12 protein-coding genes are annotated in these 15,298 nt (G+C 38.8%); 6 read left to right on the top strand and 6 right to left on the bottom strand.

Annotated elements, in window-relative coordinates:
• Positions 1-1,040: 1,040 nt before the first annotated feature.
• From AC21OG_RS06985 to polA, 3 genes are all read left to right on the top strand, one after another.
• The gene (locus AC21OG_RS06985; RefSeq protein ID WP_487377948.1) at positions 1,041-1,841 is read left to right on the top strand and encodes a hypothetical protein; all 801 of its coding nucleotides are present in this window, start codon (positions 1,041-1,043) and stop codon (positions 1,839-1,841) included.
• A gap of 243 nt (positions 1,842-2,084) precedes the next feature.
• A complete protein-coding gene (locus tag AC21OG_RS06980; RefSeq protein WP_486547539.1) occupies positions 2,085-2,495 on the top strand; it encodes an Ohr family peroxiredoxin in 411 nt (136 codons plus the stop codon).
• A gap of 386 nt (positions 2,496-2,881) precedes the next feature.
• Positions 2,882-6,055 (top strand): DNA polymerase I, encoded by a 3,174-nt coding sequence (polA, locus tag AC21OG_RS06975; protein ID WP_487377949.1) that lies wholly within the window; start codon positions 2,882-2,884, stop codon positions 6,053-6,055.
• Positions 6,056-6,413: 358 nt separating this feature from the next.
• On the opposite strand, the gene AC21OG_RS06970 is transcribed toward polA, so the two are convergent.
• Complete coding sequence (locus tag AC21OG_RS06970; protein WP_487377950.1) at positions 6,414-7,475, bottom strand: LPO_1073/Vpar_1526 family protein; 1,062 nt, start codon at positions 7,473-7,475, stop codon at positions 6,414-6,416.
• Positions 7,476-8,220: 745 nt separating this feature from the next.
• Complete coding sequence (locus AC21OG_RS06965; protein ID WP_486547543.1) at positions 8,221-8,751, bottom strand: peroxiredoxin; 531 nt, start codon at positions 8,749-8,751, stop codon at positions 8,221-8,223.
• Positions 8,752-9,218: 467 nt separating this feature from the next.
• Here AC21OG_RS06965 and AC21OG_RS06960 point away from each other — a divergent pair, with 467 nt between their 5' ends.
• From AC21OG_RS06960 to AC21OG_RS06950, 3 genes are all read left to right on the top strand, one after another.
• The gene (locus tag AC21OG_RS06960) at positions 9,219-10,052 is read left to right on the top strand and encodes a hypothetical protein (protein ID WP_487377951.1); all 834 of its coding nucleotides are present in this window, start codon (positions 9,219-9,221) and stop codon (positions 10,050-10,052) included.
• A 148-nt stretch (positions 10,053-10,200) separates the two neighbouring features.
• A complete protein-coding gene (locus AC21OG_RS06955; RefSeq protein ID WP_487377952.1) occupies positions 10,201-10,779 on the top strand; it encodes a hypothetical protein in 579 nt (192 codons plus the stop codon).
• 618 nt (positions 10,780-11,397) lie between these two features.
• On the top strand, positions 11,398-12,552 hold the full coding sequence (locus AC21OG_RS06950; RefSeq protein ID WP_487377953.1) for a catalase family protein: 1,155 nt from the start codon (positions 11,398-11,400) through the stop codon (positions 12,550-12,552).
• A 571-nt stretch (positions 12,553-13,123) separates the two neighbouring features.
• On the opposite strand, the gene AC21OG_RS06945 is transcribed toward AC21OG_RS06950, so the two are convergent.
• From AC21OG_RS06945 to AC21OG_RS06930, 4 genes are read right to left on the bottom strand one after another with little or no spacing between them, the layout of a single operon-like run.
• Positions 13,124-13,891 carry an IS256 family transposase, variant Zn-binding type gene (locus AC21OG_RS06945; RefSeq protein ID WP_491185030.1) on the bottom strand — a complete coding sequence of 256 codons (768 nt, stop codon included), beginning with the start codon at positions 13,889-13,891 and terminating at the stop codon, positions 13,124-13,126.
• A gap of 48 nt (positions 13,892-13,939) precedes the next feature.
• On the bottom strand, positions 13,940-14,875 hold the full coding sequence (locus AC21OG_RS06940) for an IS256 family transposase, variant Zn-binding type (RefSeq protein WP_487377836.1): 936 nt from the start codon (positions 14,873-14,875) through the stop codon (positions 13,940-13,942).
• Positions 14,758-15,012 (bottom strand): hypothetical protein, encoded by a 255-nt coding sequence (locus AC21OG_RS06935; protein ID WP_487377830.1) that lies wholly within the window; start codon positions 15,010-15,012, stop codon positions 14,758-14,760. The genes AC21OG_RS06940 and AC21OG_RS06935 overlap by 118 nt, the downstream gene beginning before the upstream one ends.
• The gene (locus AC21OG_RS06930) at positions 14,915-15,130 is read right to left on the bottom strand and encodes an IS1/IS1595 family N-terminal zinc-binding domain-containing protein (RefSeq protein ID WP_491185077.1); all 216 of its coding nucleotides are present in this window, start codon (positions 15,128-15,130) and stop codon (positions 14,915-14,917) included. Before AC21OG_RS06930 ends, AC21OG_RS06935 begins: the two co-directional genes overlap by 98 nt.
• Positions 15,131-15,298: the final 168 nt, after the last annotated feature.

The following is a 15,298-nucleotide window of genomic DNA, read 5'->3' as shown; positions in this document are numbered from 1 at the left end:
AATTGACTTTGTAAAACAGTTCCCTCACTACCCTTAGTAGGGTTGTGACTAACATTTGTATTTTGGTTAGTATCAGTAGCTTGTGCTGTCATCATAAAGCCAGTTATGGCGACAATACTTACAACACCTACTAGCGTAGCTCAAGACGCTAAGTTAATAGTTTTGCGTATGCTACATTTCCTGTTTGAGTGTGTTTTTTTCATGTTATTTATACAGAGTTTAGTCTAACGGGTCGGCTTGATAGAGCCTATTTTATAGTTGGATCATGTGCCTTATGCTGCTTAAGTTTGTGGCTTAAGTGATTTGGGTTGGGATAAGGTTTACTCCAGCTCATCTTGCCAGCTTAGATGCCATCATGCGCCCGCTTATTTGCGGTAATGGGGTTCGTCTGACACTATGGGTGGCAATATTCCACCGCTTGCAATCCATGATTTACCAATTATGTTGATGAAGGTTCATTTATACTTTAGTTAAGTAATGAAGCTTCACAATAGGGTATCGGCTTAAGGGTTAGGTTATGGTCTGTAGTTCCATGGTTGTTGGTTTATCTCATTTTGCTGAAGTTAATAAACAATGTCAAAGATTATTTAACAGAAGTGTTATCATTTTTTTCCTCTATCACCTTATATCTCAACACGCTCTACGGTCTGTTATAAAAAATAATATTACTTGTTTTATTTTCTACACCTAGCTGATATTATCAAATTTATTAAAATTCTTTCACGCGGACGTAGTGTAAAGGTAGCACGCAGGTTTTCAATGCCTGAAATGAGGGTTGCCCCCCTCGGGTGAGGGTTCGAGTCCCTTCGTCCGCTCCATATTAGCTTACTAAAATAATATCAGTGCAGGTAAGATGTTATATCTAATTAAGCGACTGGTTAAAATTTTAAATCACCTTTGCTCTACCATCAGACGATGCAAAAATGATTACCAGTCATCAAGCTATTAGTTATGCGTTATTTTAGTTACTAAAATGATGTCGGTATTCTTTTGTATTTTATCTATCTGTTTTATTTTAACTAACTGGGCACTCAGCCAATATGGCAAAGCATCTGTATCAGCTAACCAATAATTTAAAAGGTTATTTAAGTCGTCATAGCACTCTATTTAAGTCCCATATCAAATCCCATGCTAACGCCAATGCACAATTACAGAGTGACTATAGTTTTCCTGATGCGTTGCAGCTTGCCATGCTAAGAGGCGAGGCTGTTTTACGCCTACAAGTTTTTGACTGGCTACATCAAAAGGGCTATGACGATGCAACGAGCTATCAGCTATATAGCAAACTGTTTGCAGGCAGTGCTGCATTAACCGACTTTTGCCAACATATCGGACTAGTAGAATCGGCTGAAAACTATATCCGTCAAGGAGTGGGAAAACAAAATACAGAATTTAATAGTGTTTGCTGGCAGTTGTACTGCATTTTGATTGACTGCTTACGGCAAGATAATAAAATACAGTTATTACACGATGCGACTATTGGCTTTACCCAGCATTATTTACCCCAGTATTTTTCTAAAGCTGAAAATATTAAGCTTAGCCTTGAGCAACTTAAAAAAGAATGTACTTTAGGATTACGTCAGCATTTTCATGCGCCTGTTGCGCTTAAAGAGTCTTTTACTTGTGGTAAAAAAGGTGAACCCAATAGTGTCAACTTTACTTTAGTCGCCCATTTGCCCAATTGCTATCCTTGCGAGGTGGTAAGAGTGACCGCTCATCGCACTCGTAGTGCTAGATATCAAGCGTATCATCAACTTTTAGCATTGATAAAAGACAACGATTTGACTGCTGAACCAATCACCAAACCTAGCAAAAAAAACAAACCGATGCGATCTCATTAGTTCTAGTATTAAGATAGTAACTGCACAACTCATCTTCAAAAATTTTACCCATACTGTATTTATGAATATTAGCTAATAATCAATAATGCACTGATACTTAGATTTAAATCAATTTACAAACTGCTAGCAAACACTTACAACCGACAACCATTCATAGCAGTCATTTTTGTTAATGTAGTTGTTAATCTAGTGCGGCTAGAAAAAACAAAAATCATTTTATATCACAAACCAAAAGGAATAATTATGAAAACTTTATATTCAACTAAATCTTCAGTCTCTGGCGGACGTATGGGTTCAGCCAAGGTTAGTGACAGTGACTTAGTAATTAATATGACACCGCCAGGCACAGGCGATGGCAACAACCCTGAACAGCTTTTTGCAATGGGTTATGGCGCTTGTTTTGACAGCGCATTGGGCGTGGTTAAAAGAATGCAAGGTGTTGAGTTTGATTCGACCACAGAAGTGGAAGTCGACTTACTCCAAAGCGAAAACCATCAATACAGCTTAGCTGCTAAAATTCATGTTATCGCCAGCAATACTGACCTTAGTGCTGATGATGTGCAAAAGGCAGTTGAAAAAGCGCATGAAGTTTGCCCTTATTCTAAAGCCACTCGTGGTAATATCGATGTCGAAGTGACGTCAGAAGTAAAATAAAAGTTTAAACTGTAAATTAAGTCATTCATTTATTGAGAGAATAAGCTTTTTAACGTGGCTTATTGATTTTAAAATATCGAAACCCAAGTCTCCTTAGTGTGATTTGGGTTTTTTGTTTGTAAAACCATTCTGCAATCTCCCCTATCGAGATAGTCATAGGAAACTAAATAAGATACAGTCAATGAAGTCTAAAATGGTTACAAGGCAACCGAGTGCAAGTAGCAATATGATACGGGAGTAGGCTTAGTGAGGTTAACGCTGTCGCTCTTTAGTTTACCGACGACTATAGTTGTTTTTTTCGTTATAATGAAACATTATTAACCCCATAACCTCTTCTAAATGACCCCTCTCAACACGACATATAAAAACTAATTAAGTGACATTTTATGACCGATAATACTTCTGAAAATAACCCTACCAATACTGAAACGCCAGAGACAACCACTGACACCTCACATGATGCAATTGACCCCAACGTATTGCCAACATTTGATGATATGCCCAATGTGGCAATGATGGATACTCGTCATATCAATAAAGACGAACCACCGTTTATCTTAGTTGACGGCTCGTATTACTTGTTCCGTACCTATCATGCACTCCCTAAAACCATGATGAACACCCAAGGTCTTATGACCAATGCCATCCGTGGTACGCTCAATGCGCTTTTGAAACTGATGCGTCGCTATCACCCTACTCATATGGCAGTGTGTTTTGATACCAAATCGCCGACGTTTCGTCATGCCATGTCAGAAGATTACAAGGCAAATCGTCCTAAGATGGATGCCGAATTGGCAGAACAGATTCCCTATATCCATCGGTTGGTACGGGCGTTGGGTATTCCTTTATTACGCATTGAAGGGGCGGAAGCGGATGACATCATTGGTACGCTGACGCATCGTGCGGTGCAAGAAGGGCACCACGTGGTGATATCTAGTGGTGATAAAGACATGATGCAGTTGATTAACGACTGTGTGTTATTAGAAGACAGCTTCTCAGGTAAGATTACCGATGTACAAGGTGTGGAAGATAAATACGGCATTAAGCCCAATCAAATGATTGATCTATTAACGCTGATGGGTGACACCTCAGACGGCATCAAGGGTATTCCAAGTGTTGGAGAGAAAACAGCCGTTAAATGGCTGCAAAAATACGACACGGTGGATAACATCCTCGCTCATGCCAGCGACATCAAAGGTAAAGTCGGGGAAAAACTGGTCGAGTTTGCCGATAATATCCCTCGGGATAGACAGCTTGCGACCATTATTACCAACTTAGACATCGGTCAAGACTGGGAAGACTTACGTATTAATACTGATCCAAGTGCATTTGTTGAGGAATTGCGCGACTTATATAGCGAGCTTGAATTCAAAAATGAATTAGCCTCGCTGGATCATCCCAATCACCCTGCTAATTCAAGCAGTGACAGTGTGTCTGATAGTAAGGCCAATGCGGAATCACAAGCGCAAGTGGCGAAAACCCTGCAAACTCAAAAGCAGGCGTCAATCATTGAGCATATCAAAAACAGTAAAGCCCATGACAAATCTTGGCACACTGTGCTCGATGAAAACATGTTAGATACTTTATTCCACAAGTTACAAAGCGCTCCCTACTTTGCGGTCGATACTGAAACTACCAGTATTGATTGGCGAGAAGCGGAGATTGTTGGACTATCCTTCTCATTGCAGGCACATGAGGCTTATTATTTGCCGCTAGCACATGTCGATTATAATGAGCCTATGAAAAAGGCTAAAAACAAGAAGGAAGAGGCGGAACAAGCTGCTCTAATAGCAGATGCCGAAGTTGATCCATTAATAGCCAAACAGCTAGATCGAGATACGGTGCTTGCCAAACTCAAACCTATTTTAGAAAACCCAGAAATCGGCAAAATTGGTCAACATTTAAAATATGATGCCCATGTACTCTCGAAATATGGCATAAATTTAAATCTCGACCTACCGTTTCCAGATAGTGTTCTATCGAGGCAGACGAGCGAAGATAGTACGCCTAGTACAGCAAGCGAGTCTAACAAAGAGAGGGCATTATCTGGGAATGGTATGAATTGGTTGATGGATACTATGCTGGCTAGCTACGTTCTAAACGCTGCTGCTACCCGACATAGTATGGACGACCTAGCCCGCCACTATCTACACACTCAAACCATTAGTTTTGAAGACGTTGCTGGTAAAGGCGCTAAGCAAGTGACCTTCGATAAAGTAGCGATTGACATTGCCAGTGATTACGCGTGTGAAGATGCCGATATCACCTATCAATTGTTTGAGCTGTTCTCTGATAAGCTTAAAGACGATGCCGTTAACCAGCGTCTATTACATGAGCTGGAAATCCCTGTGGCGCAGATATTGTGTCAAATGGAAGCGGCAGGCATTATGATTAAACGGTCATTCTTAAATGAGCTATCCGAGCGCTTCGATGAAGAGATTGTTGAGTTAGAGACTCAAGCTTACAATGAGGCGGGTGAAGAGTTTAATCTTGGCTCACCCAAGCAATTGGGCGAAGTGTTGTTCGATAAATTAGGCGTGATTGGTGGTAAAAAGACCAAATCAGGGCAATACTCAACGGGCGAAGCCGTATTGTCGAAGATTGACCATCCTCTTGCCGAGATTGCACTAGAGTATCGTAGCCTTGCTAAGCTTAAAAACACCTATACCGATGCGCTTGATGCAGTGGCTGACAAAGATACCGATCGTGTACACACCAGCTATCATCAAGCCTTGACCAGTACAGGGCGTTTGTCTTCGACTGATCCTAACTTGCAAAATATCCCGATTCGCACCAAAACGGGTCGCCTAATTCGTCAAGCCTTTATCGCGCCTAAAGGTCGTGTGCTATTAGCAGCGGATTACTCACAGATTGAGCTACGTCTAATGGCGCACTTCTCTGGCGATAAAAACCTCACTCGTGCTTTTAAAGAGGGGCTGGACATTCACACCGCCACTGCCGCTGAAGTATTGGGCAAAACGGTTGATGAGGTTACCCCGACTGAGCGTCGTAACGCTAAGGCGATCAACTTTGGACTGCTATATGGCATGAGTGCGTTTGGTTTGGCCAAGCAATTACAGATGAGCCGAGGTGAGGCGCAAGACTATATCAATCAATACTTTGAGCGTTACCCTGGTGTTAAACAGTATATGCAAGATACTCGAAACAGTGCGGTTGAAAAAGGCTATATCGAGACTATTCTAGGTCGTAAACTCTACACGCCCGATATCAATCATAGCAATCAAATGGTACGCCGTGGTGCTGAACGTGCCGCCATTAACGCCCCGCTTCAAGGCAGCGCCGCTGATATTATTAAGCTGGCGATGATAGCCGTGGACAAGGTATTACCCAAAGATAACGCCACAATGCTATTGCAAGTGCATGATGAATTGGTGTTTGAAGTGGATAGCGATAAAGCTTATGAGATTGGCGAATTGATTAAACATGCTATGCAAGATGTGCTTAGCGATACGGCTAAGCAATTGGGCTGGGATATTGATTTTGCCGTGCCGTTATTGGTTGAAACTGGGGTTGGTGAGAATTGGGATGAGGCGCATTAGTAGCTATTTCCTGCTTTACGTTTCTATCTTGCTTGCCCTGAGGAGGGATAAAGTGAAGCATTGCTTCACCCTGACGCAAGAGAAAATCTATGATTTTCTAGAGCAGTGACTACAAGCTAGAATCGTTCCTGCAAAGCGATAACGCTTCTGGCTAAGTCACCGCAATCTAGTGGTCAAATAAGGATATCCACTGCAATCGGGGCTAAACCGCTCCTCCGATGTAACGTTAGTGTAAAAATTAAATTTAAGCGTTTAGAATGTACTTAAAAGTAAGCAGTAGGTTGGCGACGAGGTAATGAGTCCCAACAAAAAGAAAATAATTCGTTGAATATCGCTACCTCCACTCAGTTTACGAACTCTATTTAATCCAAATCGATAAATTTCCTAAAGACCCTAAATTTCTCTTCAGATTTGCATGACCAATAGCAATACCTACACTCGTCAAATCAAATGCTTTTATATACGATTTATTCCATTTCTCGAAAATATCTTTCATATATGGTCGAACTTCAATAATTTTTAACTTTATGTCATCGTCACTCATTTTATGGTTTTCCAACATCTTATTTAATTTTTGCTCTATTTGGTTTTCAATTTCAATTTCCTCAAAAATTCTATTCAAAGAATCTTCATTCAATGCATTAATTTGAAGCTTACTGTTATCATTTAGACAATTAACAAATAGCTTTTGTGCTTGAACTTGACTCAAACCCAGCTCTTCTACTACTGTCGCATCAAATCCTTCTTGAAACAAACCTATATAATTTTTACCTAAAATCACTTCTAAATCATTATGAATAACACTTATTGAACCACAGCCTAAATACTGGAGATGCTTATAAGGAACATCATTATCTGTAAGAATTTCTTTAAAAGGCTTTACATAATTATCTAAGTATTCACCTAATTTAACGAATGAAATCAAGCCAAGGTTAACAGTATTTCTTATAATAAAAACGAGACTTAAAATTGATAGATGGTCATTTGTTAGTTTTGAAGCTACTTCGACGGATTCATTTAGTACAATTTGTAAAATATCACGCTCTTCTTTCTCACTTCGTTGAATCAATAGATCAACTAATAAATCTGCAAGTTCTTTGTCCCCACTCCTAGCATAGTGAGATTGTGCTGTAAATAAATTATATTGGAAGTCAGGGTCTTTTAAGACATTAATTCCATGAGGATTATCAGACTGCATTTTACTTATAAATTTTTCAATAATATATTCGGCACGTTCAGTAGCTACCTTTTTCGCCTCACCTGAAAGCACATAGAAGTTAGATTTAAATACATCTTCTGCTACCTGCCTTGCTTCTGTGTAAGTAAGACCTTGATTAAGATCTCCTTCTACTTGAACATTAGTAGAATGACTACCACTTTTCTGTACGTTTTTACTTGTCATGACTTTTGGACTCCACATTAATATCTCCTCCTACCTGTATGTTAGTAGAGTTATCGCCACTCTTCTGACTATGTTTAGAATCTTTTCTTGTAAATAACCATCCTGCAAAAGCTATAGGTAAGGATACTAATATTCCGCTGAATAACCATTCTTTATTTTCAACAACCCAGTTCATCATAGACCCCTAGTAGTCTTTAAAACCATAAGATATTTTATAAATATAACCACTCATATCATATATTAATATCATAGGTTCAGTTTATAGCAAGTCCCGTAGGGTGCGCACCGCGCACCATTTAAAAGGACGATTTTAAAATTATAAAACCACTGATAAAAAATTTCTTGCAAGCTGTCCTAACCAACGTTTGAATTATCTTCTAATAATCGAGTTGGTGCGCTGGGCGCACCCTACGACTACACATTATGCTTTAGACTATACTAATTTATCTATGAATAGAAACCAGATGCGCTAGGCTTAAACAACCGTTCACCTCTATATTATTCAATAACGCATAACTCATACCACGATAAAACTCTTCAAAAACATGGTGTTACCGCTATCCTCGATTTGAGAAGCGTTAAAAAATTGCACTGCAATTTTAGGTTCGAAAGAGAAAATACCTTAAAGGGGATTTTCTGATAAGGGTATCATTGCCAGTCAAAATAGCTACTCTCATCAAATAAAATAAAAGCCATTCAAACGTTAAGCTTGAATGGCTTTTTTATTTAGTTTGCTAAGTGTACGCTATTAATGCAAATGCGCTTAAACATTCTCTTTTAAATACTTAAGCATGGTATCGGCATCAGACACCTCAAACGGGTCGATGGGACAATTATCGCCATAATCAGGCTCAACAAACGCTTTTTTGATTTCTTTATTATCGACATACATCGAATAACGCCACGAGCGCATACCAAAGCCCAGATTGCTTTTATCCACCAGCATGCCCATCTTGCGGGTGAATTCGCCATTGCCATCAGGTAGCAAAAAGACGTTTTCACGATTTTGCTTTAAGCCCCATTGGTACATCACAAAAGCATCGTTGACAGAAATACAAACCACTTCATCGATACCGAGCGCTTTAAACTCATCGTAAAGTTCTTCATAGCGAGGCAGATGACTGGTCGAACACGTTGGCGTAAAAGCGCCAGGTAATGAAAACACCACCACTTTTTTATTGGCAAATAACTCATCTGTGGTTAGGTCATACCACTTAAAGGGATTGTCGCCGCCGATAGACTCATCACGCACACGGGTTTTAAAGGTAACATCTGGGACATATTTAATCATCATTTTTCTCCGATTTTAGGTGTTATTAAGGCGCATTAGTAAGATTGAAAAATTAAGATATCAAAAAGAGGATAGACGTTGAGCAGTAGTATTATGCTTGCTTGTTATCATTCAAATTTCGAAGTGGTCTTTATTACTGTATTTTATATTACCACTAAAACTTTAATGAGATTCTAAAATTTTTAAATCAGTTGTATATGAGATTAGAGCATTTTATCTACCTAATATTCATAATTGCTTTGATCTTAATAATCTACTCCCTAAATTAAGAATTAAACCACTCAAAGCAAGGATAACCCAACTTGTTAAAAAACGTTTAATGTTTAAGCGTTATTAACCGTTCTACAATTCATTAAAAGACTTATAATTATTGCTATACTATAGGTCAATATCAACTAACTATTGCCTAGACTATGCTAAGACCCTTTTCTCTAATCCCCTATCTAAAGTTGACCTTGTGTCAAATAATCATGCTTAGTGGGATATCATTTGCCCATGCCAGCACGATTGACATAGCGCCAAAACTAATTGCGGAGTTGGTCGAAAAGCATTGCTCAAATGCGATACCTAATTTTAGTAACGCTACTACTGAAAGCCTACCACTAGATTATGAATGCTTCGATGATCCAGAAAACCAATTGGACACTGCCTACGATCTGAAACTAATCCCATTAATAGTCAAAGACTTTAATGAAGACGGCATTAAGGATATTGCTATAGAAGTCCAATCGTTAGGCCCTGTAGGCGGGAGCGCATACACAACGACTTCAATATACTATCTGTTATTGAATGAGAATATGGACGTTGTCGACGATCATAGCATCTTACTTTATGCGCCTCTTAGTGAACATATTGTTAACTATGAGGTTGAAGACAATCGTATTATTTTTGAAGCTTCCCCAAACTTTCGAGCTCACCCAGAAGCTTATGATGGGTTTGGTAACCTTATAGAAACACCAAAAGTGTTTGAAATTAACTGGCCAAATCATCAACCCATAACCAGCTATTATCAAGAAACTTGTCGTATTGCGTCCTTGAATCCACAGCTTCCATTAAAGAAAATAAACAGCCCCAAATACTTTAGTGGTATAGAAATGCACGAATATGAACGCTATCAAATACAGCAAGTGGAGATTGATAAGCTTAATATTAATGCCTCTTTAACAGGTTGCGATAATATTGAAATTTCCTTCGAGGTTCAGCCCAAAGAGGGTCAACCTTTGCCAGTGTTGGCTAGCATAATCCAACTGTTGCTTGACAAGACAAATTATGACAACGCATTAATAGATTTGCAGACACTTTAAAGACAAGGAACAATGGTATTCGGTCAAAAAATACAACTTAACGACGATTGGGATATAAGCGTACATATTGATCGTACCTCAACTATTCCGAATATAATGATTCAGCTTACTGAGAGAGATACAACCTCCTTTTGAACTACCAGAAGATATGGAAGCTGAAATTACTTCAATAGATTTTGACGGTAATGGCATCAATGACAAGATTTATTTCGGTTATTCCCCACAATCCGATACTTTTCAAGAATATTGGGTCAAAGACGATGGTACGTTCTTTCTTAAATTAGATGATATTCCACCACAGCATTTTTATCGCTTTGAAGACCTTGATAATGATGGCGATAACGAAGCCATACTGATTAGAGGTTGGGAGGATGGCAGTGATGCACAAGTCGCCGATATTAACTTCAAGAACCAATCTTTAGAAACCTTGTTTTACTTTAAACCTTATGTCTATCAAGATGGTAAAACCTATTGGGGTTACGCTTGGGATTTAGACAACTTAATAGTTGATAATGACGGGAAGATATTAAGTGCCTACCAAACCTATGCTAATAAAGACTATGCTAACGAAGACTATGAACATGCCATGGGACAGTATCAAACCCAGTTACCCATACTTTTATTCTCAGCGAATGATAATTTTGAACCTCAGTGGGAAGATGAACCGTTGAGTAATGTCAGCTTCCATACCTTTGACCAAATCTACAGGTTTAGTGTTAAAAATTAGCCAAGTCTCTCCCCTGCTTACTTACTGAAAATTATAAGCTAAGATATATTGAGCATAGCATTACCAACGGAGACATACGTAAAGAAAAAGAGGGTTATTTTAATGCTTATTTAAGGCCCTAAAAGGACTTTAGAGGCTATTTATTTTGGGCAACCAACCATACTCTTAAACCTATACCACAATAAATACTCGCAAGAATACGATGTGACCGCTAGCCTCGACAGTAGCGGTATCCTGCTGGTTTGGGCAAGTTGCAGTGTCTAGACATTGAGGGAGTGTCGAGGCAACAGCAATCCGTCAATTCGTGACACTGCCTTGCCCAGACTCAGCGGATACAAGCGGATGGCGAGAGTGGCTACAGCTATCCCTAAACTTTTAAAAAAACACCCCTATCGTCATTATAATAGTCAAAACTTAAGCCGTGGGTTTCGCTTCACTACACCGCACGCTACATATTCTGCATAGTCTAATGGGCGTTTGACTATACTATCAATGACGCTCACGTCTTTATGCTACTTGGCAGGTTACGCTTTAATTGCATTTCGTTGCAAACTCAAATTCAAAATCACTCTAAAATAAACGGGCAACCCAAATTTTCATTCTCTAAGGTAGCCCACTATGCTAAAAAAATTATTAAAATCGAAGCCAAAATACGTCAAGTTTGATGACAGATACACCACTTTAACCGCAGAAGAATCGTCATTAATTGATGTGATTAGTGCTGATATTCGTAAGGAAGTACAAAGTAGCAAAGGCAAAAATAAACTCGACTATCACGGTCGTGCGGTGCATACCAAAGGCTATTGTGCACTAAAGGCACGCTTTGAGATTTTGGATGATCTGCCTGCCGAGTATGCACAGGGGTTGTATGCCAAGCCAAGTACTCATGACGCGGTGATACGCTTTTCGAACGCTGCTGCAACCGTTGCCCCAGATAGACGGTTGGGTTTGGCTATTGGGCTGGCGTTTAAAGTGTTTGATGTTGACGGTCTGAAATTAACCCCCGATGAACCAAAGGCAACAACGATTGATTTTGCGTTGGTGAATGCCCCTGTATTTTTTACCAGTCAATTAAAAGATTATGCGTATTTATCAAAGTTAGCCTTTGCGTTCAATGGCTACTTAGCCAATGGATTGGTAGGTAAGGCTAAGTTTGGCTTTGATTGGTTGACAAAATATGGCAAGGAGATTCCAGACTTTGAGGCTGTTAAAACACTAAAGGCATTTCGCAAGCTGGCAACGGTTAAGCCTAAAAACCCGTGGCTTTATGAGTATTTCTCAATGGGTGCGGTACGTCATGGCGACTATATGGGCAAAATAAGGGTTAAACCGACCAAAGAGTCTATTGCAAAAATCAACCATCCCGACATTCATCTGCTAAGTGAAGAGGAAACTATTCGTAAAGCGTTGATTACAGAGATTAGCGAGCATGACCTTGAGTTCGAGGTGCAAATTCAGTTATGCCGTAATCTTAAGAAGCAACCGATTGAGGACTTGACTAAGGAGTGGAAAGAGTCGGAGGCGCCTTTTGTCACAGTGGCTCGCTTAACCGTGCTGCGTCAGGATGTACCCGATGACGGTAACTTTGACGTTATGGAGCATTTGTCATTTACGCCGTTTCGTTGCTTGGAGGAGAATCGCCCCATTGGTCGTATTCAGCAGTCTCGCCTGCAAGCCTATCAAGCGTCATCGATGGAGCGTCATAAAGGCAATGCGGTAAAACGTCGGGAGCCTGTTAGTTTGGATGAGGTGTTTGACGGGTCGTATTATTAGAGTTCGCTTTAACGGCTTAAAAGCTTTTAAAGATATTATCAAACGTCTATTTTAGTATGCAAAATATGTAGCATGCAGTGTAGCGAAGCAAAACCCACGGCTTAATCTTGGGCCATAATAATAAGATCAATATCATAGCAAACACTGCTTGAGTACAACATCAAGCAGTGTGTTTTTCTACACACCTGACGACTCCTTTCCTATATAGCAAATCTTGCAATACCCTATCAACCTATCAAAAGCTACCTATCTAAAACCCACACATCTTACATAAATATCACGACTCTTAAATAATATAGTCGTCTATGACTTTCATGACAAAGACTATTCTCAGAAATCTATATGTGCATAAATAAAAGGCTGAGAAACAAAAAATATTTGCAGTACATCATTGATAATAAAAGACTAATATCTCAAGCGCTCAAACACTTGTTATACCTAAAAATGATGCTGATAAGATTGTATAAATAACTATAACTAAACAAAAGTTGTTATAATATGAGAAAATAGGTGTAATGGACAAAATTCAGGCTAAAAACGAGCGGTTAGTCTCTAATGGACAAAATTCAGGCTAACCCGCAGAGTATGTCATTAAAAAGTTGTTAATAAACTTAAGCTTACGTTGTTTATTAAGTCCATTATGACTGCTTAATTGGCGTTTTAACTCACTAAACAAACCTTCTAGAGAATTGGTCGTATTTGGAATGTTTAAGTCATCTAATTCTCTATAAGTGAATAACCATTCACTATTTACTCGCAAGCTTCTATAGGCACTTCTAAGACGCTTATGGGTGTACCAAGTCTTACCAGTATCTGTATTGATACTACGCTCATTTAAGTAGCCCTCATGAGTCAAATACCAGCAATCCAAGTCTTGAATGAACGTTGTCTTATCATAATCCTTTATGTTTAAAGCGAGTTGTCTGAGTGCAATACTAGCGATATTTTGAGGTCGGCGAGTTAAGTATCGAGTGATGATCTGTAGCTGATGAAACTGGCACATTTGCATGGGTATATCTTTAAATAAAGCGTTAAGACCTCGTCTTCCATCGCAAGTAATACTTGTTATATCAATACCTTGTGATTTTATATCCTCTATTCCTAGCTTATACAGCGCGTTGGTCTCATAATGAATAATGCGGTGATGCAATACAGCTTTGCTTGTATAGTCCATAAATACCATTAAGCCAAACGTTCTACCAAAGTAAGTAGTGTCCATCACTATGTTGGCACGAGAAGGTAGCTTATTAAGTGACTTTATTTCAATAGTATCTAGTCGCCTTTGTATGGTCTTTATGCTACAGCCATACTTATGAGCAAGTTGTGGTGTAATGGACAAAATTCAGGCTAAAAACGAGCGGTTAGTCTCTAATGGACAAAATTCAGGCTAACCCGCAGAGTATGTCATTAAAAAGTTGTTAATAAACTTAAGCTTACGTTGTTTATTAAGTCCATTATGACTGCTTAATTGGCGTTTTAACTCACTAAACAAACCTTCTAGAGAATTGGTCGTATTTGGAATGTTTAAGTCATCTAATTCTCTATAAGTGAATAACCATTCACTATTTACTCGCAAGCTTCTATAGGCACTTCTAAGACGCTTATGGGTGTACCAAGTCTTACCAGTATCTGTATTGATACTACGCTCATTTAAGTAGCCCTCATGAGTCAAATACCAGCAATCCAAGTCTTGAATGAACGTTGTCTTATCATAATCCTTTATGTTTAAAGCGAGTTGTCTGAGTGCAATACTAGCGATATTTTGAGGTCGGCGAGTTAAGTATCGAGTGATGATCTGTAGCTGATGAAACTGGCACATTTGCATGGGTATATCTTTAAATAAAGCGTTAAGACCTCGTCTTCCATCGCAAGTAATACTTGTTATATCAATACCTTGTGATTTTATATCCTCTATTCCTAGCTTATACAGCGCGTTGGTCTCATAATGAATAATGCGGTGATGCAATACAGCTTTGCTTGTATAGTCCATAAATACCATTAAGCCAAACGTTCTACCAAAGTAAGTAGTGTCCATCACTATGTTGGCACGAGAAGGTAGCTTATTAAGTGACTTTATTTCAATAGTATCTAGTCGCCTTTGTATGGTCTTTATGCTACAGCCATACTTATGAGCAAGTTGTTTATAAGTCTGTTTACCTTGAGTATATTCTTGCCACAAAGTTGTATTATTGAGCCTTTTGCCACCTAAAAACTGCCGATTACAGACAAGGCATTTGTACTGCTGTTTCCCTGATTTATAACCATTCTTTTTAGTGTGTTTTTCACCACAAAAAGGGCAGTTTTTTGATTCATGGCTTTCAATCCTTGCAAATACTTATAGTATATAGCTTTAAAGGGGGTGTCAGCCTGAATTTTGTCCATTACACCCAAGTTGTTTATAAGTCTGTTTACCTTGAGTATATTCTTGCCACAAAGTTGTATTATTGAGCCTTTTGCCACCTAAAAACTGCCGATTACAGACAAGGCATTTGTACTGCTGTTTCCCTGATTTATAACCATTCTTTTTAGTGTGTTTTTCACCACAAAAAGGGCAGTTTTTTGATTCATGGCTTTCAATCCTTGCAAATACTTATAGTATATAGCTTTAAAGGGGGTGTCAGCCTGAATTTTGTCCATTACACCAGAAAATATTAACAATTACTAAGAATTGTCTATTTAAATTTTTAGTTTTAGTTATTAATCGATAACCTTATTTTCTGAATAATAGGAGGTTACTATTACAGAA

Source organism: Psychrobacter sp. CX5, from assembly GCF_057621535.2.
This window is presented reverse-complemented; position numbering and strand designations above follow the sequence as displayed.